Origin of the sequence: Marinobacter sp. (genome assembly GCF_048269445.1) — a bacterium.
GTDB lineage: Bacteria > Pseudomonadota > Gammaproteobacteria > Pseudomonadales > Oleiphilaceae > Marinobacter.
Window position 1 is genome coordinate 543505 of sequence record NZ_JBLXIQ010000003.1, and the last position, 22503, is coordinate 566007.

At 52.9% G+C, this 22503-nt stretch carries 29 protein-coding genes; 18 read left to right on the forward strand and 11 right to left on the reverse strand.

Going from position 1 to position 22503, the window contains the following annotated elements; translation table 11 throughout:
• Positions 1-23: 23 nt before the first annotated feature.
• Positions 24-326 (forward strand): 2OG-Fe(II) oxygenase, encoded by a 303-nt coding sequence (locus ACN0XM_RS08850; RefSeq protein WP_417566560.1) that lies wholly within the window; start codon positions 24-26, stop codon positions 324-326.
• A 54-nt stretch (positions 327-380) separates the two neighbouring features.
• On the opposite strand, the gene ACN0XM_RS08855 is transcribed toward ACN0XM_RS08850, so the two are convergent.
• Complete coding sequence (locus ACN0XM_RS08855; RefSeq protein WP_417566561.1) at positions 381-1133, reverse strand: substrate-binding periplasmic protein; 753 nt, start codon at positions 1131-1133, stop codon at positions 381-383.
• Between the two features lie 49 nt (positions 1134-1182).
• Positions 1183-2766 carry a GGDEF domain-containing protein gene (locus ACN0XM_RS08860; protein WP_417566562.1) on the reverse strand — a complete coding sequence of 528 codons (1584 nt, stop codon included), beginning with the start codon at positions 2764-2766 and terminating at the stop codon, positions 1183-1185.
• 74 nt (positions 2767-2840) lie between these two features.
• Here ACN0XM_RS08860 and ACN0XM_RS08865 point away from each other — a divergent pair, with 74 nt between their 5' ends.
• Positions 2841-3920 carry an alpha/beta hydrolase gene (locus ACN0XM_RS08865; RefSeq protein ID WP_417566563.1) on the forward strand — a complete coding sequence of 360 codons (1080 nt, stop codon included), beginning with the start codon at positions 2841-2843 and terminating at the stop codon, positions 3918-3920.
• Between the two features lie 87 nt (positions 3921-4007).
• Here the strand turns inward: ACN0XM_RS08865 and ACN0XM_RS08870 are convergent, their stop codons facing one another.
• The 7 genes from ACN0XM_RS08870 to ACN0XM_RS08900 form a co-directional block, all read right to left on the reverse strand.
• The gene (locus ACN0XM_RS08870) at positions 4008-4730 is read right to left on the reverse strand and encodes an amino acid ABC transporter ATP-binding protein (RefSeq protein ID WP_417566564.1); all 723 of its coding nucleotides are present in this window, start codon (positions 4728-4730) and stop codon (positions 4008-4010) included.
• Entirely contained in the window at positions 4727-5380 is a 654-nt protein-coding gene (locus ACN0XM_RS08875; RefSeq protein ID WP_417566565.1) for an amino acid ABC transporter permease, read from the reverse strand. Before ACN0XM_RS08875 ends, ACN0XM_RS08870 begins: the two co-directional genes overlap by 4 nt.
• Complete coding sequence (locus tag ACN0XM_RS08880; protein WP_417566566.1) at positions 5380-6045, reverse strand: amino acid ABC transporter permease; 666 nt, start codon at positions 6043-6045, stop codon at positions 5380-5382. Before ACN0XM_RS08880 ends, ACN0XM_RS08875 begins: the two co-directional genes overlap by 1 nt.
• Positions 6046-6198: 153 nt before the next feature.
• Positions 6199-7017: a transporter substrate-binding domain-containing protein gene (locus ACN0XM_RS08885; RefSeq protein WP_417566567.1), complete on the reverse strand. Its 819-nt coding sequence runs from the start codon at positions 7015-7017 to the stop codon at positions 6199-6201.
• A gap of 305 nt (positions 7018-7322) precedes the next feature.
• Positions 7323-8048, reverse strand: a complete 726-nt coding sequence (locus ACN0XM_RS08890) for a molecular chaperone DnaJ (protein ID WP_417566568.1) — start codon at positions 8046-8048, stop codon at positions 7323-7325.
• 57 nt (positions 8049-8105) lie between these two features.
• On the reverse strand, positions 8106-8801 hold the full coding sequence (locus tag ACN0XM_RS08895) for a VWA domain-containing protein (protein ID WP_417566569.1): 696 nt from the start codon (positions 8799-8801) through the stop codon (positions 8106-8108).
• A gap of 8 nt (positions 8802-8809) precedes the next feature.
• Positions 8810-9448, reverse strand: coding sequence for an SDR family oxidoreductase (locus ACN0XM_RS08900; RefSeq protein WP_417566570.1), 639 nt, complete (start codon positions 9446-9448; stop codon positions 8810-8812).
• Positions 9449-9697: 249 nt separating this feature from the next.
• Between ACN0XM_RS08900 and ACN0XM_RS08905 the strand changes: the two genes are divergently transcribed.
• The 5 genes from ACN0XM_RS08905 to ACN0XM_RS08925 are packed head-to-tail and all read left to right on the forward strand — an operon-like array spanning position 9698 to position 13315.
• Positions 9698-10672 carry a TRAP transporter substrate-binding protein gene (locus ACN0XM_RS08905; RefSeq protein WP_417566571.1) on the forward strand — a complete coding sequence of 325 codons (975 nt, stop codon included), beginning with the start codon at positions 9698-9700 and terminating at the stop codon, positions 10670-10672.
• Positions 10673-10709: 37 nt separating this feature from the next.
• Positions 10710-11249 carry a TRAP transporter small permease gene (locus ACN0XM_RS08910; protein WP_417566572.1) on the forward strand — a complete coding sequence of 180 codons (540 nt, stop codon included), beginning with the start codon at positions 10710-10712 and terminating at the stop codon, positions 11247-11249.
• Between the two features lie 4 nt (positions 11250-11253).
• A complete protein-coding gene (locus ACN0XM_RS08915) occupies positions 11254-12558 on the forward strand; it encodes a TRAP transporter large permease (protein WP_417566573.1) in 1305 nt (434 codons plus the stop codon).
• 2 nt (positions 12559-12560) lie between these two features.
• Complete coding sequence (locus ACN0XM_RS08920) at positions 12561-13094, forward strand: winged helix DNA-binding protein (RefSeq protein ID WP_417566574.1); 534 nt, start codon at positions 12561-12563, stop codon at positions 13092-13094.
• Positions 13095-13111: 17 nt separating this feature from the next.
• Entirely contained in the window at positions 13112-13315 is a 204-nt protein-coding gene (locus ACN0XM_RS08925; RefSeq protein WP_417566575.1) for a hypothetical protein, read from the forward strand.
• A 13-nt stretch (positions 13316-13328) separates the two neighbouring features.
• Here ACN0XM_RS08925 and ACN0XM_RS08930 read toward each other — a convergent pair whose 3' ends face one another.
• Positions 13329-13784, reverse strand: coding sequence for a GatB/YqeY domain-containing protein (locus ACN0XM_RS08930; RefSeq protein WP_417566576.1), 456 nt, complete (start codon positions 13782-13784; stop codon positions 13329-13331).
• A 62-nt stretch (positions 13785-13846) separates the two neighbouring features.
• Here ACN0XM_RS08930 and ACN0XM_RS08935 point away from each other — a divergent pair, with 62 nt between their 5' ends.
• The 5 genes from ACN0XM_RS08935 to ACN0XM_RS08955 all read left to right on the forward strand — a co-directional run bounded on the left by ACN0XM_RS08935 (position 13847) and on the right by ACN0XM_RS08955 (position 18030).
• The gene (locus ACN0XM_RS08935) at positions 13847-14719 is read left to right on the forward strand and encodes a patatin-like phospholipase family protein (RefSeq protein ID WP_417566577.1); all 873 of its coding nucleotides are present in this window, start codon (positions 13847-13849) and stop codon (positions 14717-14719) included.
• 47 nt (positions 14720-14766) lie between these two features.
• The gene (ltaE, locus tag ACN0XM_RS08940; RefSeq protein WP_417566578.1) at positions 14767-15777 is read left to right on the forward strand and encodes a low-specificity L-threonine aldolase; all 1011 of its coding nucleotides are present in this window, start codon (positions 14767-14769) and stop codon (positions 15775-15777) included.
• A gap of 216 nt (positions 15778-15993) precedes the next feature.
• Positions 15994-16515, forward strand: a complete 522-nt coding sequence (locus ACN0XM_RS08945) for a hypothetical protein (protein ID WP_417566579.1) — start codon at positions 15994-15996, stop codon at positions 16513-16515.
• Positions 16516-16864: 349 nt separating this feature from the next.
• On the forward strand, positions 16865-17353 hold the full coding sequence (locus ACN0XM_RS08950) for a hypothetical protein (RefSeq protein ID WP_417566580.1): 489 nt from the start codon (positions 16865-16867) through the stop codon (positions 17351-17353).
• 11 nt (positions 17354-17364) lie between these two features.
• Entirely contained in the window at positions 17365-18030 is a 666-nt protein-coding gene (locus tag ACN0XM_RS08955) for a hypothetical protein (RefSeq protein ID WP_417566581.1), read from the forward strand.
• 12 nt (positions 18031-18042) lie between these two features.
• On the opposite strand, the gene ACN0XM_RS08960 is transcribed toward ACN0XM_RS08955, so the two are convergent.
• Positions 18043-18294 carry a hypothetical protein gene (locus ACN0XM_RS08960; protein WP_417566582.1) on the reverse strand — a complete coding sequence of 84 codons (252 nt, stop codon included), beginning with the start codon at positions 18292-18294 and terminating at the stop codon, positions 18043-18045.
• Positions 18295-18570: 276 nt separating this feature from the next.
• On the opposite strand from ACN0XM_RS08960, the gene ACN0XM_RS08965 reads away from it, so the two are divergent.
• From ACN0XM_RS08965 to ACN0XM_RS08990, 6 genes are all read left to right on the forward strand, one after another.
• Positions 18571-19239: a glutathione S-transferase family protein gene (locus ACN0XM_RS08965; protein WP_417566583.1), complete on the forward strand. Its 669-nt coding sequence runs from the start codon at positions 18571-18573 to the stop codon at positions 19237-19239.
• 306 nt (positions 19240-19545) lie between these two features.
• A complete protein-coding gene (locus ACN0XM_RS08970) occupies positions 19546-19608 on the forward strand; it encodes a hypothetical protein (RefSeq protein ID WP_417566612.1) in 63 nt (20 codons plus the stop codon).
• 85 nt (positions 19609-19693) lie between these two features.
• Positions 19694-20449 (forward strand): sterol desaturase family protein, encoded by a 756-nt coding sequence (locus tag ACN0XM_RS08975; RefSeq protein ID WP_417566584.1) that lies wholly within the window; start codon positions 19694-19696, stop codon positions 20447-20449.
• A 221-nt stretch (positions 20450-20670) separates the two neighbouring features.
• A complete protein-coding gene (locus ACN0XM_RS08980; protein WP_417566585.1) occupies positions 20671-21498 on the forward strand; it encodes a hypothetical protein in 828 nt (275 codons plus the stop codon).
• Between the two features lie 99 nt (positions 21499-21597).
• The gene (locus ACN0XM_RS08985) at positions 21598-22023 is read left to right on the forward strand and encodes an OsmC family protein (protein WP_417566586.1); all 426 of its coding nucleotides are present in this window, start codon (positions 21598-21600) and stop codon (positions 22021-22023) included.
• Positions 22024-22139: 116 nt separating this feature from the next.
• Positions 22140-22430 carry a DUF3175 domain-containing protein gene (locus tag ACN0XM_RS08990; protein ID WP_417566587.1) on the forward strand — a complete coding sequence of 97 codons (291 nt, stop codon included), beginning with the start codon at positions 22140-22142 and terminating at the stop codon, positions 22428-22430.
• Positions 22431-22503: the final 73 nt, after the last annotated feature.

Genomic DNA, 22503 nt, shown 5'->3' on the forward strand with positions numbered 1-22503 from the left:
CTTCAATAGTGAACACACATTCAATGCCAACAAACGTAACAACACGGATACTGTTTCATTCCAGGCGCCTGAACGTATACCTGGTTCGGTACCCGGAGGGTCACAAGGTGGTGCCCCACGTGGACATGATTTCCGAAGGCCGGCTGTACAAACTCAATTGTGTTTTGGTGAAGCCCAAAGCCGGTGGACAATTCGTCTGCGAGAAGAACATTTTTAACCTGTTCGGGCGGCTCTACCTGTTTCGCCCGGACCTCTACCAGCACCGGGTGTCGAAGATCGAGCGCGGAAATCGGTGGTTGCTGAGTTTCGCGTTAACCAGACACTGAGCCCGCAAGCCAAAACATACCTTACTCCAGATGATACCTGGATGGGTGCTGGAACTATTCTTGAAATGTGACGTTATACTTTCTGAGCAGCATTTCCTCGTCTTTGCCCTTCATCAACAAGCGCCCCTCGTCCCAAATTCTTATAAGTTCCTGCCTTTTTTCTTCGGCGATTTTTTTTGAAAAAATTGGCCTCTCAACCAGCTTCTTCTCCAAGCCGGGGCGTACGATTTTAAGATCACCATTCAGGTTCAGCCGATTTAAAACATGCTGAAGAACAAGCTCATTATCTGCGTATAAGTCGACTCTTTTGTCGTTAATCATATGAAAGATTCGATCAACCACGTCGTCATAACCTGCGATCACTTCAACGAAGCTCGAGTTTTTCGGATCATTGATATATTCCTGATAGTCAACGCTCATTGAGCTGTAATCCCAGCCTGGCCCTGTTGCGATACGCTTGCCTTTTATTGACTCAATTCCCTCATAGCGCCAGGGATCGTTTTGCCTGACGACAAAGGCGGTTGTGTATGAAAATGTCTCTTCAGCAGCGTATTCAAAGTACTTTTCCGAACTCTTTGAAAACAGGTATTCTGGCAACATATCACAAAGACCATCGGCTACCATATCCAGCCCTCTCGCCAGAGGAACTTCATAATATTCCGGTTCATAGCCTGCTGATGTGTAGATTTTATCCACCATATCTATGACCACACCCCGCCCGGGCGAACCTTCTGATGGGAAGATTGTCATCGGGGCCCACTGATCATAGCAAACCCTCAAAGTCCCGGTCCGACTGACATCGGCCATTCCGGTTTCTGTCAGCAAGAACATAAGTGAAAATATCAGGAATCCTTCTTTACATTTCGACACGATCCCGGCCCTTGTCTTTAGCGCCATAAAGTTTGACGTCGACCCGTTTGAACAGGTCGTCAATTGAATGATCTTGTAGCTCGGATGCCTCAACTCCCACGCTCACTGTGTAAGTGATGGCTTTACCGTCAACCTCGACCAGTGAATTTCTAATGGCCTTGCGCATTTTATCGGCAAGCCGGAAGGCGTCATCAATTCCTGTATCAGGGAGAAATATTGCAAATTCCTCGCCTCCAAGTCGACCGACAAGATCAGACTTTCTCAAAAATTTATTGATGGTTTTCGTAAAATGAATAAGTACTTGGTCTCCGATGAAATGACCATAGGTATCGTTGACCACCTTAAAGTGATCCAAATCCATCAACACAAAGGACGCAGTCGATTTTTGACGCTTGGAAAGAACAAGGAAGTGCTGCGCAGTTTCAAAGAAACTTCCCCGGTTTAATACGCCAGTCAAAGAATCCCTTGTAGCCAGATCTTTGAGTTTTTCATTCGAAATTTGTAATTCCTCTGTACGCTCTTTGACGGCGCTTTCTAACCAATTTCGCTTGGCCTGTTCGTCTTCCAGCAATCGGTTCCGGTCCCTCTCCATAGCAGATAGCATATTATTCATATGTTCCTGGAGTTGACGGAGTTCATTATTTTCAATGCTCGAAAGGTCAATCCGTTTACTGATATTTTTGCTTAGTTGAACCTCATTCACTTGCAACATCAGTTCTTTCAATGGGATTGCCAAATAGCGATCAAAGGCCCAAACAAAGAGCCAAAACAAAACAGACAACTTAATGATCGCCGTAATTGCAATCAAAGAAAAACCGAACCAGACTCGATCCAAAACCACTTCTGACGATGAATAAAGGGTCAGCGAACCAAGAAATATCTTTTTCCCGTTAAGCGTCCAATCTAGATCGGATTTGGTATCGAAGACCGACATGGGAGCTGAATCCGGAGCATAGGCTCTTTTGGAAATCATGTTTCTGGCGTGTTTATCTAAAACATCGATGCCCGAAATAATGGGCATTTTGACCAGCCCGGCGACAAGCGCATCCAGCTGATTCTGGTTGTATTGCCACAAACTGGTGGCAATAGGGACCTGGACCGTTTGCTCCAACTGCTTCATTTCATTAATAATTGAATCCTTCGTTTTCAAGTATTCAGTCAGGAACTGCATGCCTGTAATCACGCAGGCTACGCCCAAATAGATGGAAAAAATAACGCGCATCATTTTTTGGGACAGACTTTTGGGACGAAGAAAACTTACAAACACGAAAACGCCCCTACCCGGTAGACTTTTTATTGAAACCAATCTTAGGTTAGTCGCGTGCTCAATGGAACAGACTCGTGATGCCGATGGCGACGAAGTTACTGGCCATGTTTCAAGCTGCGGCTGCAGATCGAGCCAGGGCTGTTGATTGACACGCCCCGAACCGTTGGCACCACGATCCAGATTGTTGATGGAATTCGAAACTGGAGCCCCACCACCCGCTGGTGGAGGGTTTCCGATCTCTTGATAGCGGCCTGGACAGCCTCTTGGCTGTTTGCGGGTTTTGGAATAGAGGACGTTCGACACGGTTGAGAAATAAAGCTGTCCCGGCTATCCCCAGGATGATAGAACAAGGCAAAGAAATCCGATAAAGGCTCTGTATGATATTCGGAATCGCCTGGTTCGCCATGGTGTGGTTTGGACTGATCATGGTCGCGTTGATTGCTGTCGTGGTGTTTATCCTCCGCCGGAGTCGCAATGCCCGGGATGACGCCGAAGCATCCACCCGCGAGCAGCAAAATGAGGTTCACCAACAGGTGCTTGAAATGGTCAGGGGTATGCACGCCGCAGCTGAGGGCCTTCATGGCCGCGCTCGTGTAAAGGCCTTGCGAGACTATATGGACAGCATGAGCGATGGTCTGGAGCTGACCTCGGAAATCCTTTTCCCTGTCAGCGGCTCCCCCAGGGGAGAATGGGTCGTCGCGCCCGGTGCAAAACCTGAACGCCGCATTCTCTATATCCACGGCGGCTCCTGGATCGCCGGCAGCCCCAAAAGCCATCGCGCCATTACGGATCGGTTGTCGCGGCTTGCCCAGGCCAGCGTATTCGCTATCGATTACCGCTTGATGCCGGAGAACCGGTACCTGGACGGGATTATCGACTGCCGGCAGGCCTATCGCTGGATTCTGGACAACGGGCCGGACGGGAAGTCTCCGGCCGATTTCCTGGTGGTCGCGGGCGACTCTGCTGGCGGCAGCCATGTCCTGGGACTGCTCGCCTGGGCACGGGACCAGGGCCTAGAACTACCGACCGCCGCGATCGCCTTGTCACCCTCCACCGAACTGATGCTGACCTCACTGGGCAGACGGGAGAATCTGAATACTGATGCCATGCTGGGACCGACTGTGAAAAAGCTGGCTCGGATACCGCCGCCGTTGCTGTGGTGGGGAACCGTTCTGGGCTTGCGGGTATTGCCCACCAGCCCGATGGCATCACCCCTGCGTGGGAAATTACACGGTCTGCCGCCGACACTGATTCACGTCAGCGAGTCGGAACTCTTGCTGGAAAACGCCCAGCGGTATGTAGAGAAAGCGCGGGCGGCTGGCTCACCGGTGGAATTGAAAACCTGGCCTGACATGGTTCATGTTTGGCATCTGTTTACGCCCCTGTTACCGGAGGCGGAAGATGCGTTCGAGCATATCGGGGAGTTTCTGTCGCGAGTGGAAGCGGGCCCATCGTAGAGAAAGCTGATCTGGCACGGATTCGTCCGCTCAAAGGGGTCGAGTATTCGGCTCGACCCCTGAATTAGTCAAATCAGCAACAACTTATCAACGCACTTTTGAAAGGAATTTCTGGGTTAACGGGTTTTGCGGGTCCGTAATAACCTGTTTAGCCTCGCCAATCTCCGCAATAACGCCTTCATGAAAGTAAGCCACGCGATCAGACACATCGCGGGCGAAGCTCATTTCATGTGTCACGCAGATCATGGTCATCCCCTCATCCGCCAAAAGGCGCAAAGTATCCAGAACTTCTCCCACCAACTCGGGATCAAGGGCAGATGTAACCTCATCAAAAAGCATGTAATCGGGCTTCATGGCAAGGGCGCGGGCAATCGCCAGGCGCTGCTGCTGGCCTCCAGACATTTTAGTCGGGTAAACATCAAACTTATCCCCCAGACCAACATGCTCAAGTTCCTTTTTAGCGATTTCGATCGCTTCTTCCTTGCCCATTTTTTTGACGATTCGGGGTGCAAGAGCCGCGTTTTCCAGCACGGTCAGATGAGGAAAGGAATTCCATTGCTGAAAGACCATCCCCAGTTTCTGACGCAGTTTATCCTTGTTGGTTTCTTTGCTGTGGACATCAATATCATCCACGATGATCTTGCCCTTGTGGATTGTCTCTATGGCATTGATGCAGTACAGCAGGGTTGACTTACCACTGCCGGAGCCACCGATAATACTCAGCACTTCGCCATTGTCGACATCCAGACTGACGCCTTTAAGAACTTCAAGATCACCAAAGGATTTATGGACATTCTGGATACTAATCATATTGCCATTTTCCTCTCAACATACCGACCATATGAAGATAAGGGGTATGAAATAATAAAATAAAAGATACCAACACCGATCAGAATCTCCAGTGGTTGCTGGGTACGGGAGATAAGCTGCTCAGACGTGCGTAGCAGTTCCATATAACCAATCACAGAAACCAGGGCGGAGTCTTTGATCACACTCAGGGCAACACCCAGCCAGGAGGGAAAGACCGCGCGCAAACCAATAGGCAGGCGAATATGGAAAATTGTTTGCCAGCGGTTCATACCCAACGAACGAGCTGCTGTTTGCATGGATACAGGCACACTCTCGAAGCCACTACGAAAGACCTCACTCATGAAGGCCATGGTATACAGTGAAAGGACGATGGAGCCAGCCATAAACGGATCTAGCGGGTATCCTGCCGCGCCCACAAAGGTTGAAAAAAGAACCAGCTGAATAATCAGCGGTACGCTTCTAAGCATATCCAGCAGCCCACCAAACAGCGTGTTAACCAGCTTGTTGCTTTCAGCGCGAATAAAACCGACGATCAAACCGAGCAGGGTTCCCAACACAATAGCCAATACGGAGATGGTCACCGTATTCATGACACCGGTAAGAATAAAACCCGTATCGTTCCAGGACAGAGGCGTGAATAAGGAGTTCATCAGATTTCCCCCCTGAACAGCTTGCGGGAAATGAGTGATGAACTGATCAGCACCAGCTTGGTGATGATGAAGTACATAACCGCTGCCACAATGAAAAACTCGAGCGTCCGAAATGACAGTGACTGCAGCCTCTGGGTCGTTCCCGACAGCTCACTCATTCCAACCAGAATTCCCAGCGAGCTCATCAGGATGGACCAGACAAACTGGTTAGTCATCGGGTGATAGATACGCCTGAGCATTTGCGGAAGGATGATGTATCGATACACCTGGATGCTGGTCATACCCAGAGATTTGGAGGCACTGTACTGGGTGCTGGGGATCGACTGAAACCCACCCCGGAAAGTCTCGGTCAGGTACCCTGCGTTGATAAATACCAGGGCGCTCAGGACCGCTACATAGGGACTTAAATGAATGCCAAAAGCCCCCAGCCCGAAATACGCCATATAGATCTGAAAAAGTGCCGGGGTATTTCGGGCTATCTCAACCCATACCGTAGCAACATAGCAAAAGGGCTTACTGTTGTTCATCTTGGCAATGGCCAACAGTATTGCAATCACGATACCGAGGAGCATTGCGAGCACGGAGACGTGCAGGGTTACAAAAGCTCCGTTCAGCAACTCAGGCATTGTCTGGAACACGACGTTCCAGTGAAATTCATAATCCATACCTTGGCCACTTTCTGTGGTTTAAGAGGGCTCTGATGAGCGCCCAGTCAAGGCACCGGTCAGAGTACGAAGCACTGCCGCAAAGCTATTTGCGGCGCGCTTTTCGATAAGTAATTTGGACAACTGCCCTACAGGCGGCTGTCGATAGGCTGATTACTTATTATCTCTCAAGGCCTGAATCAGATCTGCAGGAGCGTCTGAGCCGAAGTGTTGGTTGTAACGCTTGTCCAGATTACCATCGCGAATCTGGTGAATCAGGAACAGGTTCAGGTAATTGATCCAGGCGCCTTCGCTTCTTTTTGCGATCAGGCCGACGACGTCGTCATACTTGGGCACAAAGGGACCTGCAACAAAATCTTCGAACTCTTCACTCTGAAGCTTGGTCGCGATATTGGTGTTGGTTGAGATGATCGCGTCCACTTTACCCTGATACAAGCCCAGGAATGCGTCGTTTTCAGATTTGAACGCTGTGTAATTGTCGGTTCCCCAACCGTTTTTTTCGGCATAGGCGAGGTATTCAGTTTCGTAGGTTGTCCCCAGTGCAGCACCCACTTTCAGGTTCTTGAGATCATCAAACGAACTGATTTGCTTATTTTTCGGAGAAATCACCTGGAACTTGAAGACGAAGTACGGGTAGGTAAAGCCGACGGATTTGGCGCGCTCCAGCGTATCGGAGGTTGAGCCGATAACCACATCGGTTTTTCCGGAAACGAGCGATGGGATTCGGTCACCCCAGGTAAGGTTAAGTACATTTACGTCCACACCCAGGGCGGTGGCCAGATCGTTACAATAATCTACATCGAACCCTGCAGGATTATTGTCTTTGTCGAAATAGCCCATGGGTGGAAAATCGAGAACCACACCGCAGTTCAATGTGCCTCGTTGGATCACCGTGTCCAGCTGGTCGGCTGAAGCATTCATGGAGCCTACCGCAACACAGGCGAGCACTACTGTTGCTAACTTCCTGATCATAGTTTGCCTCTCTTATTCTTGTTCGCGTCATTATTTAAACAACTTCCAAGCGTCTGGAAGAATGTATAAAAAGTGTACCCTAGATTTTTTAGTGAAAACTCTCAAACTTCCCAATGAGCTAGTTATTTTGGCCTTAATTTTTAGCTTTAACAGGAAATCGTCCCGCAAAATGTTCTTATTTTAGCCCGCAAAACCATTAAAAACATAAAAATACTTCTTTACATTGTTGAATTATAAGACTTTTAAAGCTTAAGCCATAAAGCAGAGACTGAATTGTCCGAAGATCTTGGATCAGAGGTGGGAAGTCAGCCTAGAAGGCACTCTTTGGCCTCATTGATACGAGCCGCCAGATAGTTGCTTCCGCCATGGTCCGGGTGCAGTTTCTGCATCATCCGGCGGTGAGCCTGGATGATCTCTTCACGGCTTGCACCGGCTTCCAGCCCAAGGATGTCCAGGGCTTCGCTCTCTGTCAGCGGCCCGCCGGCCTTACCGGAACTGCCACCCGCGCCAGACGTCCTGCCGGCAGCCTCGTCGTCAGCACGCCAGGAGTCTCCAAACCGACGGTCAAGGTAGGTTTCCAGTAGCCGGGCAGAGTCTTCATCATGCTCCCGGCAGTATCGCAACAGCTCAAGAAATTCGCTCTCGCCCAGATCCGCCAGCTCTCGCCCGGCCATAGGCCCTTTCAGGATCTTGCCGCTCATGGCTCCGGAGTCATGGTCCAGAGTCATCTCGAGAATCTCGCTGGAAACATGGGATTGGTTGCCCGGATTGGCTTTTGCGTCGCCCGTTCCGGCACCTGCCACACCCCCGCCTAGCAGAGATGGAAGCAGTCTTCGCAGCAGCGGGTAAAGAAACGCCAGCAAGGCAAACAGGACGTGCAACCGGCCAGTTAGGGCCATAAGGATCACTACCGCGATGCCGGCGATGAACGCTAGCTTTATGATAGCCGGTTTGCGTTGGCTGGGCGGCTGGTTGCGCAGCCAGACCCACGCGACAACCGACATGACGATAACCAGTAGCGTTAATGGCACTCAGATACCCCGGGCTCATCGGCCCATCGATGGCTTAATGATGGATTGAAACGAGCGCTATCTGATCTGCCGGGTCAGGCGCTTCACTTCCGGGGAGCTTCGGCTGGAAAAGTCTTGCAGGGCCTTGGCTCCCCCGGAAGCATAGACCGCAACAGCGGCCATAAGATCCTTGAGAACCTGGGGGCTGTTGCGATCAAAGGGCGCATAGGCGCCTCCAGACAGCTTACTGACCTGCTGGAACACTGCTCTGGCGTGGGCATCGGCGCCCTCATGGAACATGAACACCGGGGTTCTCAGCATTCCCAGCTCGCCGGCGGTATGGCAGAGCTCGTCCACCGGTTCCTCGCAGCAATCCCCGATAAACACCACAGCCTTGACGGCTTCGGCTCGGGTTTCTTTCACAGCATGCGCCAACACCCGGCTGATCTGGGTGCGGCCACCGAGACAGGAAACGCCGTTCATCAGATCCAGCAGCTGCCCCGTCCCGGTGACAAACTTCGTGGCTTTGAATTGGCCAAAACCTCGGTAGTAACACAATTGAATGGCCAGGCCGCCCAAATCCCGGGTCGCCATGAACAACTCACTCTGCAGGTGGCAAGCCTGATCCCACGTTGCCTCCCGGCTCGCTGTGGCGTCGAGGGCGAAGATCAGTCTGCCCTGCCCGCCGCCGTGCTTGGGCAAAGTGCGGACCTTGTTGATAAACTGATCAATCGCCTGTTTATCAGATTTGGTGCGTAACTCTTTGTCGGGCATAGTGGACGTTACAACTTTGTAAGTGCTTCAGACACCGGCGTGTCACCGGACACCACCTCAAAAACACGATTGTTGGTGTTCTCTGCATCCAGCACGGCCAGCAGGACTCGAGCAACATCCTGGCGTGGAATCTTGCCGAAACTCTCCAGCATCTCACTCACTGCAACCTTGCCCGTACCGTCATCATCGGTCAGCTGCCCCGGACGAACAATGGTGTAATTCAGGCCGCTGTGCTTCAGGTGCTCATCGGCGTTGTGTTTGGCCTGGAGGTAATGACGGAGTTTCGCCGGTCCCTTTTCCGGCGCTCCAGCCCCCATACTACTCACCATGATAAAACGCTTTATACCCGTGGCCCTTGCTGTATCCACCAGCCGGATAGCGCCGTCCTGATCCACATCGATGGTCTTATCCGGCCCGGAATGAGGACCTGAGCCGGCGGTAAAAATAACCGCATCGCAGCCTCTCATAGCCTCGCTGCAGTCTTGCTCCAGATCGCCCAGCACGGTTTCCGTCGCGCCCAACTGCTGCAATTCCGGCCCCTGGTCCGGGTGCCGGATCAAAGCCCGCGCCTCGTGATCGCTGTCTGCCATTTCCCGCAACAGGTGTTGCCCGATTTGCCCGTTGGCTCCTGCAATGAATACATGCATGGCGGATCTCCTGGTTAGCAAAAAGCACTTATATAAACAATTTATTGATAATTTACAGAAAAAATAACCACTTTATGCGAGCTTTTTTTGCACAACATTTTGACAGGTCCTTTTATGGCCGCTAGTTTGATCAATTAAAGCACAATATCTAGTAGTCAGTATGTGCCACTGGCGTCTCTCAGATGCCACAAACAAAAACCATAAACGACCTGCCCGGTTCACCCCCTTCCGGTGCAGAAAGGAGGAAACATGAAGATAAACGCTAAGCACATAGCTGCATTTATGCTCTCTGTGGTCATCGGGAACGCCCAGGCAGAGACCAATTGGGATATGCCGACACCTTACGGCGATTCCAATTTCCACACTGCCAACATTCTGGAGTTTGCCAAAGATGTAAAAGAAGCCACCGATGGTGAGTTGAACATAACCGTTCACAGTGGTGGGTCTCTCATCAAGCACCCCGAAATCAAGAACTCTGTTCGCCGCGGTCTCGTACCCATCGGCGAGCTGATCATGTCCCGACTGGCAAATGAGGACCCTTTGTTCGAGGTGGATTCGGTTCCTTTTCTGGCCAGCAACTACGACGAAGCCTGGAAACTTTACCAGGCGTCCCGTGATGTGCTGGCAGAGCGTCTTGAGCGCCAGCGTCTGAAATTGCTGTTTGCAGTGCCCTGGCCGCCGCAGGGCATTTACACTCGATTCCCGGTGGAAACTGGCGAAGAACTCCAGGGTGTAAAAATGCGCGCCTACAACAAATCGAGCGAACGCCTGGCTGAACTGTTGGGCGCCGTTCCAACTCAGGTTGAGGTGCCCGACATTCCGGTTGCGTTTGGAACCGGTCGGGTCGACGCCATGATCACATCCCCGTCAACTGGCGCCAACACTCGTGCCTGGGACTACTTGAGTCACTTCAACCATGCTCAGCTGTGGTTGCCGAAGAACATGGTTATCGTCAACTCAAAAGCGTTCGAAGGGCTTCCTGAATCCACACAAAAAGCTATTGAAACGGCCGCCGCAGAAGCTGAGAAGCGTGGATGGGATGCCAGCAAGGCCGAAACCGATGCCAAAATCGCAATCATGGAAGAGAACGGCATTGTCGTGTCTGAGCCCAGCGACGCATTGGTCAAGCGCCTCAAGGAAGTTGGTGCGACGATGGAGCAGGAATGGCTGGAGCGTGCCGGTAAGGACGGCAAAGCTCTCATTGAAGCGTATCGCGCACTCTAGCTCCTGAAAAGTCAGAAAAATAACCCGGAGCATCTCCATGCGCAGGTTTCTGGACTCACTGTATCGTTTCGGCGGGTACATCTCGGCACTGCAGCTGACGGCGATCATGGTTATGGTTGTACTCCAGGTGTCTGGACGAGTTCTCGACAAAGTCCTGCTGGCCCTGGGAATGGATTCCCTGGGCCTTCAGATTCCGGGGCTGGCTGAACTCGCGGGGTTTCTGTTGCTAGGCGCCACATTCACCGGACTGGCCTACACCCTGTCGGTTGGCGGGCATATCCGGGTTGACCTTTTGCACAGGGTCCTTCCGGAAAGCGTCCAGAAAGCCCTGGACCTCCTTGTAACGGGAAGCGCCTTGGCGATCACCGGCTACGCCATCTGGTTCAGCGTGCTATTGGCCTATGACAGCTATGACTTCGGCGATCTGTCGATTGGTATGGTTCCGGTTCCGCTCTGGATCCCGCAAGCAGTGATGGTTATCGGGCTCATCTGGCTTCTTGTTGCGCTACTCGATGTACTGGTCGGACTGATCACTGGCCGGCTTGCCCATATCAAAGACGAAGCCCCTCTGGAGTGACACCATGGACATGATCTGGATGAGCCTGGTGCTGCTGACCGGCCTTCTGATTCTGCTGGGCGCAGGGCTTTGGGTTGCCTTTGCTCTGACAGCAACCGGCCTGGCTGCCCTGTATTTCCTCAGCAACATTCAGATAGGCTATAGCCTGGCAACATCGTTTTACGGTGCCAGCGCGTCCTGGGAGCTGGCAGCACTGCCTATGTTTATCTGGATGGGCGAGGTACTTTTTCGTTCTCGGCTGTCTGAGGAAATGTTCAACGGTATTGCCCCGTGGGTCGGTCGCGTTCCAGGACGGCTGCTTCATACCAATATCATTGGTTGTGGAATTTTCGCTGCCATTTCCGGTTCGTCGGCGGCTACCGCGGCGACCATCGGGAAGATGTCCATACCGGAACTCACCCAACGCGGCTACGATCGCAAGCAGATCCTGGGCACTCTGGCTGGTTCCGCCACCCTTGGCTTATTGATTCCCCCGTCTATCATTCTCATTGTGTACGGCGTTGCTACCGAGCAATCCATCGCCAGATTATTCGTGGCCGGCATTCTGCCAGGCTTGCTATTGATGGTGATGTTCGCTGGCTACGTGGGCATCTGGTCCAAAATGAACCCCGCCGGTGTGCCAGTCGATGAGGAAGAATCCTTGCCGCTGGCTGAGAAGTTGCGGCGTAGCAGGCCACTGATCCCCGTGGTCTTGCTGATCGTCGGTATCATCGGTTCCATCTATGCCGGACTGGCATCACCAACGGAATCGGCGGCGGTAGGTGTGGCGTTGGCGCACCTGTTGTCCTGGCGTGGCGGCTCCCTGAGCCGGGCCAACTGCATGGATGCGCTAATGGGCACGGTAAAAACCTCCACCATGATCGCTTTCATTCTCGTGGGCGCCCACTTTCTTACCGTTTCCATGGGTTTTACCGGCATTCCCCGTAACCTGGCAGCCTGGATCAACACACTGTCACTGTCCCCATACATGCTGCTCCTGGCGCTGACGGCGTTTTTCATTCTCTTGGGGTGCTTCCTGGATGGCATTTCCGTTGTGGTACTGACTACCTCGGTGATCCTGCCGATGGTACAGGCCGCCGGGATCGACCTGCTGTGGTTTGGGATCTACCTGGTAATCGTCGTGGAAATGAGCCAGATAACACCTCCGGTGGGGTTCAACCTGTTCGTGATCCAGGGGCTTACCGGTGACAACATTCTCCGGATTGCGCTGGCCGCAATGCCGTATTTCCTGCTCCTGATGGCTGGGGTGCTCCTGATCACTCTCTTCCCGGAAATTGTTACTTATCTACCGAATCAAATGGGAAATTGATAATGCAGCATAACGATCAACCGTCAGGTGGAAAAAGTGTTGGCCCAATCGTGTCTTCATCGCATCTATCGGGGCGAGCGGCAGAGCTTTCAGAGCTGGAATTCGGGCTGATTGTTGCAGGAAACGCTTTCAGCCGCTGGATGGTGCGCTGCATGAACGCGGCGGGCCTCCCGGATCTGAGCCCTCTTGATATCCTCGTCTTGCACAGTGTGAACCATCGGGCACGACCAAAGAAATCAGGGGATATCTGCCTGGTACTCAATGTAGAAGATAGCCACACAGTCACCTACGCGCTCAAGAAACTCCTGAAGCACGAAGTCGTGATATCGGAGCGTCGCGGCAAGGAAACCTTCTACTCAATCACCGAAAAAGGTGAGGCAATCTGCCAGGCTTACGCCGAAATTCGAGAAAACTGTCTGGTCGATTCGTTACGGACATTGGGTTTCTCCAATACCGATCTCGGTTCGATTGCCAGTTTTTTGCGCGGCATCTCGGGGCTCTACGATCAGGCCGCTCGGTCCGCGGCATCGCTATAGGCAGGGGCATCCACCTTATGGAAACCGCTAACCTGATTTGGGGACTTATCTTCAGTTCCATTGGAATCGGTTATTTCATTTACGGGCGACGCCAGTCGAGTCTGGTCGCTCGTTACTGCGGCATCGCCCTGATGCTGTATCCCTATCTCGTGACCAACACTCTTGCTCTGGTGGGTGTCGGCATTGCGCTGATGCTAACCCCCCGGTTCATTGAACTTTAATCAACGCCGGATCTCAGTTCGCCAGCGCGGCCCGCACCTTCTTGCTCAGATGGCCCATGTCCACCCGTCCCAGCACCTGCGGCTTCAGCTCGTTCATCACTCGCCCCATATCCTGCATACCCTGGGCGCCGGTTGAGCTGATGGCCAACCGGATCAAACCGTCCAGATCATCCTCGGTCAGGGCCGACGGCATGAACTCCTCAATGATGACCATCTCGGCCCGTTCTTTATCGCCCAGCTCCTCGCGACCGGCATCATCGTATTGACTGGCGGCGTCGCGGCGTTGCTTGAGCATTTTGTCCAACACCTTCAGAACGTCCTCGTCACTCAGCTCGCGGCGCTCATCAATCTCGATCTGTTTGACCGCGGCCTGCGCCATACGCAGGGTGACAAGCCGGGTTTTGTCCTTGTTCCGCATCGCGTTTTTCACCGCGTCGTTCAGTTGTTCCTTAAGTGATTGTTCCGCCATGGTCTACCTCTGTTAAAATCATTCGGAGACTTCCCCTCTGAAACATCATCAGGCGCCCATGCATGAAACTCAACCCCTTTAACACCTGTATCGGTCTGGCCCTGGGGGGCGGTGCTGCCAAGGGTATTGCTCATATTGGCGTTTTGAAGGCCTTCGAGGACGAGCACATCCGGATTCACTGTATTTCGGGAACCAGTGCGGGGGCACTGATCGCCAGTTATTACGCCTTCGGCCGTCCCGCAGAGTCCATTCTTTCCATTTGTTCCACGCTGAACCTGTCGAAGATTATCAACTTTACCCTGGAGCGCGGTGGCCTGTTCAGCACGAACTCCATTCGGGAGATGATCCATCGGGATCTCGGGGATTGCCGGATCGAAGATGCTGATATTCCATTGGCCATTTGCGCAACCGATATCGAAACCGGCGAACAGCTGATTTTCAGGGAAGGAAACCTGGCGGACGCTGTCTGTGCCTCCATGGCGGTACCCGGCCTGTTTGTGCCGGTAGAGATCGATGGCCGGATTCTGGTAGACGGTGGGCTGGTTGAAAATGTCCCGATATCGCCGTTGGCGAAAATGGGAGCGGGTATTACCGTGGCCGTTGATCTGAGCCATGTCGGCCGGTACCCGAAACCGAAAGATATGCTTGATGTGATCAGCAACGCCATCAACATTGGCATCGACTTCAATACCCGCAAGCAGCTGAAAAAGGCAGACATAGCCGTGCCGCTGGATCTAAGCCGTTACAGCCTCACCAACAACGCCGACTGTATAGAAGAGCTTTACAGGGAAGGCTACCACCCCATGAAGCAAAAAATTCGCCGAGTGCTCTGGTACAAGCGGATGAATGTCGTTATTAGCCTTATAAAAGGGGCCAGGGACCTGCTGCCCTTCAAGGTGCCCGAGGTTCTCAAAAACCTTAGGCGCTCAACCTGAAGACCTGGAAAGAGTGGTCATTCACTGATTCACAAGGCGTCACCATCATGATCGATTTCCGCAGCGATACCGTTACCCGACCTACCGGGGAGATGCGCGAGGCCATGGCCAGCGCCGAAGTAGGAGACGACGTTTACGGTGACGACCCAACCATTAACAGCCTGCAGGCCTACGCTGCCGAACGGCTGGGTTTTGAATCGGCCCTGTTTGCCGCCACTGGCACCCAGGTCAACCTCCTGGCAATCATGAGCCACTGTGGCCGGGGCGACGAATACCTCTGCGGCCAATCTGCACACAACTATCGTTATGAAGGCGGTGGCGCCGCCGTACTGGGCAGCGTTCAACCGCAACCGATCGAGAACGAAACTGACGGCAGCATCAACCTCGAAAAAGCCCGAGCAGCCATCAAGGCCGATGACTTCCATTTTGCCATGACACGCCTGCTCTCGCTGGAAAACACCATCGGCGGCAAGGTGCTGTCGCTGGACTACCAGCGCCAGGCCCGCGCCTTCTGCGACGACCATCAACTGCTGCTGCACCTTGATGGCGCGCGGGTGTTCAACGCGGCTGTAAAATCCAACTGTGATGTGACCGAGATTACCAAACACTACGATTCGGTCAGTGTCTGTCTTTCGAAAGGGTTGGGCGCGCCGGTCGGATCGTTATTGCTGGGCTCTGAAGCCTTTATCGACCGGGCAACCCGTCTGCGGAAAATGGTCGGTGGTGGCATGCGCCAGGCCGGCATATTGGCCGCCGCCGGGCGAATCGCCCTGGAGCAGGGGCCGCTCCGGCTGGCTGAGGATCATGAAAACGCCCAGTACCTGACGGCCGGCCTGGCCGGAATTCCCGAACTCGAGATCAACCCGGCGAGCACCCAGACCAACATCGTCTACGCCCGCTGCCGCTCCGGCAAAGCGGACAGGTTGCGCGACTACCTGGCGGACCAGGGCATGCTCATCACGGCGGGAGACCCCATCCGCTTCGTGACACACCTGGATGTAAACCGGGACGATATAGGCCAGTTGTTAAGCGCCATCCGGCGGTTCTATCAGGCTTGATGGCCATCCGGGACGGTTTTCACCGGTGGGCTTGTTTCAGCCACTTACGGCGAAGACAGACCCTATGCTGTTCTTGCCTCTACTCAGAGGTCAGCCAGGTCAAGACCGAGCAGCACAAAGGTTGAAGGTTCGTACACCGAAATAATACCTTACTGAAGTTCAGACGTTATTAAATACACACTGACCAAAACCCGTTGCGAGGTTACCGCAAACGCCATGGAAAGGGATGACAGAGGATGTCGGCGCTCTATTTTCGAAGGGATTATTCTTCTTTTGCTTACTGCTGCCTTATTTTCGGATGGCAAAGCCCGGGAGAAACAAAGTTTGGATAATGGCATCGGAGAGAACTTCCCGGCCGTGCAAATAAAAGATATTTCAGACTTTAAACAATACGCTCATCCCATATTACTGATTGTCGCAAAAAAGATGGGCGTAGAGCTTGGCAATGAGATCCCAGCGCCACTGATATTAATTGACGTCGAATTGACGGAGCGAGAGTTCAATCTTTGGCTAGGAAACACCGGAGAGCCGTTCCATGCCATGTTCCCTTACTATTTCCCCGAAAATAATACAATCGTGGTTGTTGGAACAAGCAGACTGGATAGTCTTGCTCACGAGTTCGTGCATTACCTTCAAGTACAATATGAGCATATAAACATCGACTTTTCAGATGCTCACCAACTGGAATTAGAGGCCGTAGAGATTCAGCACTGGTTCAAACAGAACTATATGTATTAACTGAGGCGCTGAGAGCGCCGCGTAAGCGAAGCGGCCGATACAGATCACGTAAAGCCGGTTTGTCCTGGTTGTCCGTTACCTCCTTTTCCGGACTTGTACACCGCAAGCACCAAAGTCGTTATTAAATAGTGACGATTTTCTTAACGTTATGTGAGGAACCCTCCCTGGGATGGGTGGAAGCTACACTTGGCCCGCCGGTCTACTTCCAGTGCCCTTTACTTCCTGTGAAATGAAGTAAAACAGAGAGTGGACGGAGTCAATCAACCCGCTCTCTGCTTACTGAGACCGCTGTATTTTAGCTCTGGATTGGCTAAACTTTAACCAGGTCCAGTGCACGGAGGATGTGCTCATGGAACATTCTCCTGGCTTTACGCCATACCTTTCTAAACGTCTTTTATCTCCAGGTCCGAGTCACGGGCTTTTATGGCTGGTGATGCTTCTGGCCATCCCTTATTCCACTCACCCACTCGCTGATGAACAGTCTCCACTGCCCATGGCGCTGGATGGTAAATCCTTTCAGAGCCGGCTCGGGCCGGTGGGGCAACGCGCTGATGTTGATGACCTGCTGGTGTTTGAAGACGGCTATTTCGTATCCAGGGAGTGCGAGCGGCGTTGCGGTTACGCGAAGGTCGAGTACTGGCTGAGGGCCCGGGAAGACGGCATTGAGATGCGAGCAGAAGTGCCGTGCACCGATTCGGGTGCCATGATGTACTGGCGGGGTACCGTCCGGGGCGACGAGATCGAAGGCTCGTTCACCTGGGTAAACAAGCGCTGGTACTGGACCTTTGAGAAAGATTTCTGGTTCGAGGGTCGGTTGGTGGGGGCCGACAATCCATGACCCGGTCTGTCATGCCAGCCAGACGACATATGGCAGGGCTGCTAAAGCTCGCCATTCTGATCGCCATCATTGTGGCAGGTAACCTGCTGACAAGGGGCATTATTGATGGCTTGGACATGGACATCCGACCATCGAACGAGCCCATGCTGCACCAGATCATCATGACCTCCATGGTCGCCTACATCTTGCTGATGGCCATTCCCTTTGTGCCTGGTGTTGAAATCGGGCTGGCACTGATGATGATCCTCGGGCCCAAGATTGTGCCCCTGGTGTATGGGTGCACCCTGATTTCCCTGAGTCTCGCCTTCATGGCCGGACGACTGCTACCGGAAAAAAGCATCACTCGTTTTTTGCGTGAAGTGCACCTCGTAAAGGCCGCGGCATTTCTGGAGAGCTGCCACGGGCTTGGCGCTGAGCAACGACTGGCACGGCTGGTGGACAAATCGCCCCGGCGATGGGTGCCGTGGCTTTTGAAGCACCGCTATCTGACCCTGATGCTTGCCATCAACCTTCCAGGCAATATGGTTGTGGGCGGCGGTGGCGGGCTGGCGCTGATGGCTGGCATGAGCAGGATGTTTTCCATTCACCGATACATACTCACGGTCGCCGTTGCGATTTCCCCCATCCCTCTCTTTCTGGTGATATTCGGAGACAGAATTGCCAACTGGCCGATCTGAGTTGATGCTCGTTCAACACATATCAATCCGTCTCCGGCTTTCGTACCTAAGGCTTTGATGGTCAGAGAACAACCCGGAGTTCTTCACCAGAATCCCACGGTTTTTCAGGACCTTTTCCGCAATGTCTGGCTCGCCCGCGGCCGCCGCCAGCGTGGTATAGATGTCCATGTGGGTCTGAATTCCGCTAAGCACTCTGTTGGCGGGGATCTTACCGGGCCAGCGAACCATCATCGGAACCGGCACACCACCCTCACAGGTGGTCATCTTTTCGCGAATTTCCTCTGCATGAACAGTCTTTGTGCGTTTTGCCAGGGCTCGCAAACCTCAGCCAGTTATTAATTCAACAAACGCCAGAGGATTGCCTAATTTTTAACCGGCGCGCTCTTGTCAAAGGAGGCCAAGACCAAAACGTCCAGCCTTCTTGTACCGGTCGGGTTCCCGGCATTTTAAGTCATCCACAGGCACGTCGGTGAACCAAAAAGCCATTTGAAGCCTACTCTGATAACCTGCCTCCTCTTTTGCTGCAAACGGAGTTTTTGCATGATTACAGTTCATCACCTCAACAATTCCCGCTCACAACGCGTTCTCTGGATGCTGGAAGAGCTGGGATTGCCCCACGAGATCCAGCATTATGAGCGGGATCCCAAAACCATGCTGGCCCCGGCAAGTCTCAAGAAAATACACCCGCTGGGTAAATCACCGGTGATCACCGACGGCGATCTGGTGGTGGCGGAGTCCGGCGCTATTATTGAATACCTGGCCCACACCTATGGCAAAGACACCATGCTGCCGGCGAACGGCGGCCAGGCGTGGCTGGATTACACCTACTGGCTGCATTACGCTGAAGGCTCTCTGATGCCGCCGCTGGTAATGCGCCTGGTGTTTGAAAAGGTCAAAACCAGCCCGATGCCATTTTTCGTCAAGCCAGTGGCAAAGGGCATTGCCGATAAAACCAATGAAACCTTCATCGGGCCGATGATCAAAACGCACCTGGACTTTGTCGAATCCCATCTGGCGAAAAACACCTGGTTTCTCGGGGATACCCTCAGCGCTGCGGATATTCAGATGAGCTTTCCGCTGGAAGCCTCAGTAGCTCGGGGCATCGTCGGGAAGAACCGGCCTCATATCACCGCCTGGGTGGAGCGAGTGCATGCCAGGCCGGCTTATCAGAAGGCGCTTGAAAAGGGCGGAAAATATGATTTTGCCTGAATAGAGAACCTGCGGACAACAAAGGTCAGCGCTCTGTGGCATCCAACCGCCGGGCGGCGACCCCGATTGCGGGCGCCGGATCTACCAGGCTAACCGCCGGATATTTTTACACCTTTCGATTTACCAGAAATCCAGGCCATTGATTCCTCAGGTTTCAGTTTCCCTGGCCTGAAAAATGCTAATTCCATATTGAGCCCATCATATGGAAGATTTGCTATGAAATACGTAATCACTGGACTGATTCTCTCAACGCTTTCCGCGACTGCACTGGCAGGTACAGCACCAGTATCGGTTCCCGAGCCCGGCATGCTGGGTTTGTTTGCAATCAGCGTGGCTGCACTATTCATCGCCAAGAAATTCCGAAAATAGTACGGCTTCGCAAAAAAAGCCATGACAGGTAACAGGGACAAGGAAGCAGGGACGCTGCAGTTCAAAAACGCCTGAATAAAGTGCTATGGCCACCTACCAGATTCTCTACCTGATCAGCATTCCGCTGATTATTGCGGCGGAGTACCGTTTCGCCCGGAATAAGCTTTTCCAGGATCGTTACGACCGCTGGTTCAACAATCTGAGCCTGGGCTTTATCAACGAAGCCGTTCTGCTGGCGTCTCCGGTATTGATTCCCCTGTTGCTGCTACCAGAATTGCCTTCTTCACACCCGCGCCCTTTGTTGGGGGCTTTGGCTGCTTTCCTGATCCTGGATCTGGCTGGCTACTGGCTCCACCGTGCATACCACCATATTCATGCGCTTTGGCGTCTGCACCGCGTTCACCATTGCGATCTCGAATTGGATTATTCAACCACCTTCCGCCATCACCCAGGGGAAGTCGTGGTCAGTTTGCTTGTCATCTATCTGGTGATGGCAACACTGGCACTGACGCCACCTCAGGTCATCCCGTATGTATTTGCGGTCAAGGCGGCCCAGCTTTTGGCGCACTCGAATATCCGGCTGGGTGCCCGTGCCGAGTCCCTGATTAACCTTCTTTTTGTTACGCCGGGCACCCACCAGTTCCATCATTCCAGAAAACAGCCCCAGACCGATTCCAACTTCGGAGAGGTTTTGACGATATGGGACCGGCTGTTTGGTACCTACACCTGTCCTCGGAGTACGCCAGAACCTGCAGCGTTTGGCCTGGATGAATTTTCAGAGGCCAGGGACCAGCGCCTTGGCGCGTTACTGACGCTTCCGCTGCGATCCTTCGGAAAATAGATGTGGTGAGGTTGTCGCTTCACACTCCTCAAGTTAATGGTTTCAAGTCTATTACTATTGCGTCGAAAATTTTTACACCTCTTTTTCCTAAACCTGTAAACCTAATTTTCAGGTCACAGATTTAGAAGGCGAAACGTCGCTTTGGCTCTGATATTGCCAGTATCCAAGGAGGCGACTTTCCGCGGGACATTGTCCCCAAGTTCGCTTGGAGGAGGTCCGAAATGACTAAAAAGATGTCTGATCCAGGTCTCGCAGCGACCATGTTATGTGCCAGTTTAATGTTGAGTGCCTGTGGTGGTGGTGGTGGTGGTGGTGGTGGTGGTGATCCGGGAAGCTCAGGTAGCTCCGGCGGCAATCTCAGCACACTGAAAGCCGGTCTTTACACGGCAAATGTGATCTACACGAATACCACCATCTCAAAAACCGCGACCACTTACCTCAGCCCGACAGGGCAGCTCGCAATCGTCTTCGGAAAAAGCTCAGGGCTTTCTTTCGGAACGCTCACATTTGATAGCATCAAAATCAGTGGCACCAGTCACGACTACCGCCAGGTGGATCCGGGAAGCCCGGACCCTAAAGGCTTCCTCGAAGATAAAGGCATTCAGGAAGGAACAATAAAAGGGACCATCATCTCGCAAGGGTCCGCAACGTTTTCCACCTCTGACCCTGCGGGCCAGGTGAACACAAACGTTACCCTGCAACGGCAAAATGCGCTCAGCGATTTGAGGCTTTCTCTGTCGCGGGCGTCTGGTACTTATGGGTCGTCTGATGTAACCCTGGACGTGAACGCAGACGGTTCCGTATTCTCCCAGTATTATACCGGGGCAACAGGCTGCCAACTGGTGGGGACCGAAAGTCTCTCGGTGCCCGATCCGTCGATTAACGTTTTTAACATCGCCTATACGATGTCCAACTGCTTCGACGTTGATCGCAACGGCGAGTACTCCGGCGTCGGCTTTTTCGGCCCGACAAAAGATCAGCGCATGCAAATGATATTCGCAGCCCATAACGGGAAGGTCGCGATGAAGTTCGAAGGCATCAAACAATAGGCTCCCGTTAGAACCTGTGACACCGCCTGTTTTCACTCAGCTGAAGGTAGGGCTTCCATGTTTAAGTCAAACAACAGTCAGAAATGAGAAGGACGCACCATGAAACGCAACGCAAGCGCACACTGGGAAGGCAGCCTGAAGGATGGTAAGGGTACGGTTTCCACGGAAAGTGGCGCACTTTCAGAGCAGCAGTATTCCTTTAAAACCCGTTTTGAGAACGGCCAAGGAACCAACCCGGAAGAACTTCTCGGCGCCGCCCACGCAGGCTGTTTTTCCATGGCCCTGTCCATGATTCTGGGTGAGTCCGATTATGTACCTGACAGCATTGATACCAAGGCCAGTGTCACCCTGTCCGAAGGGAGCGACGGCTTCGAAATATCGGCCATCCATTTTGACGTAACCGCAAAAGTACCTGGCATTGACCAGTCAAAATTCCTCGAGGCCGCCAACACCGCCAAGATGAATTGCCCGGTATCAAAAGCCCTGAAATCCGACATCACTATGGACATTCACCTGGACGAATAGGAGAAATGTCTCAACCGTGAATAAAACAGCTAATCCACCAGGCAGCAAAGCCCGAAGGCAAGCACATTTTTTTGATATGGGTCTGAGGCAGTTCAAGAAATCCCTGGAGGTGAAGCATGGCCAGATCCGACAACTGGTCGCAGAAAGTGACTGAATCCAGCGATGCCTTGAAGCTGGAGCACGGTGTATTCTCGCTTGAAGACCCGAAAGAAATTGCCCTGTCACTGAAAAAATCTGCCGAAGAGAGTACGCGGCGCAAATCGGATCCATACCGGTCCGCCATGTCTATGCTGACGTTTTACATCAATCGTGCGGGTAAACAGCTCTCAGCGGAGCAGAAAGAACGGCTGGAGGCCGCCAAGGATGAGTTGCGAGCCCTGTTCGGCAAAGCTCGTAAAAATCAGTAACGGAAACCTGATCGCGGTAGATGAGTCGTTCCGTGCCGCGAGTCATCCTTTCCTGTCCACTAAACGCCTTCAT